This is a genomic window from Bradyrhizobium sp. 142, assembly GCF_023074015.1.
Classification (GTDB): domain Bacteria; phylum Pseudomonadota; class Alphaproteobacteria; order Rhizobiales; family Xanthobacteraceae; genus Bradyrhizobium.
Map to the genome: position 1 here is coordinate 1 of NZ_JADPKQ010000089.1, position 1,312 is coordinate 1,312.

A 1,312-nucleotide genomic window follows, 5' to 3' on the forward strand; every position below is an offset into this window, starting at 1 on the left:
TGAACCGCCCCGGGTTTGCCGGAGGCTCCAACTCCTGAGAGGATGGAGCCATGACGAGCAAGACGACGAACAAGTTTTCACCCGAGGTCCGGGCCCGTGCGGTTCGGATGGTTCTGGATCACGCCAGCGAGCATCCGTCGCGCTGGGCGGCGGTGACATCGATTGCCGCGAAGATCGGCTGCACGCCGCAGACGCTGCATGACTGGGTCAAGAAGGCCGAGATCGATAGCGGGCAGCGGGCCGGCGTTCCGACCGACATGGCCGAGAAGCTGAAGGCCCTCGAGCGGGAGAACCGCGAGCTTCGGCAGGCCAATGAGATCCTGCGCAAGGCAAGCGCGTATTTTGCGATGGCGGAGCTCGACCGCCGGTCCAAGCCATGATCGCCTTCATCGACGATCATCGTGGGGCGCATGGGGTCGAGCCGATCTGCAAGGTTTTGCCGATCGCCCCCTCGACCTACCACGCCAACGTGGCCAAGCGACGCGATCCCGCCAGGCTGTCGGCGCGCGCCAGGCAGGATGCTGCTCTGAAGATCGCGGTTCGACGCGTCTTTGACGAGAACTTCTCCGTCTACGGCGTGCGCAAGGTCTGGCGCCAACTCAAGCGCGAAGGCCTCGATGTCGCCCGTTGCACAGTGTCGCGGCTGATGCGGGACATGGGCCTACAAGGGGTCATCCGCGGCAAGCCCGTCAAAACGACGATCAGCGACAAGGCCGCGCCATGCGCGCTGGATCACGTCAACCGCCAGTTCAAGGCGCCGAGGCCGAACGTCCTCTGGCTTTCCGATTTCACCTATGTCGCGACCTGGACCGGCTTCGTCTATGTTGCCTTCGTGATCGATGCTTATGCCCGCAGGATCGTGGGCTGGCGGGCCTCGCGCACGGCGCATGCAGGCTTCGTGCTCGATGCGCTGGAGCAGGCATTGCATGATCGACGGCCGGTCCATCGTGGCGGGCTCGTGCATCATAGCGACAGGGGTAGCCAATACGTATCCATTAAATACACCGAGCGCCTGGCCGAAGCCGGCGTGGAGCCCTCTGTCGGCAGCGTCGGAGATTCTTACGACAATGCTCTCGCCGAAACGATCAATGGACTTTACAAGGCGGAGGTGATCCATCGGCGTGGACCGTGGCGGAACTTCGAGGCCGTCGAGTTCGCTACCCTCGAATGGGTCGACTGGTTCAACAACCGAAGGCTCCTCGAGCCCATCGGCAACATCCCGCCTGCCGAAGCCGAGCAACGCTACTACGCCATGCTGGAACAACCCGCCATGGCGGCATAACTTAAACCAAATGGCCTCCGGCAAACCCGG

Annotated in this window: 1 protein-coding gene and 1 other annotated feature; the gene reads left to right on the forward strand. The window is 63.1% G+C overall.

Features of this window, described 5'->3' with window-relative positions; all coding sequences use genetic code 11:
- Positions 1-50: 50 nt before the first annotated feature.
- Positions 51-1,282 (forward strand): IS3 family transposase gene (locus IVA82_RS09330; RefSeq protein ID WP_247382352.1). Its coding sequence is split into 2 segments (ribosomal slippage): positions 51-342 and positions 342-1,282, totalling 1,233 coding nucleotides; the frame shifts between segments, so codons are not numbered across the junction.
- Positions 335-451, forward strand: a sequence feature (AL1L pseudoknot). Its footprint overlaps the gene before it by 117 nt.
- Positions 1,283-1,312: the final 30 nt, after the last annotated feature.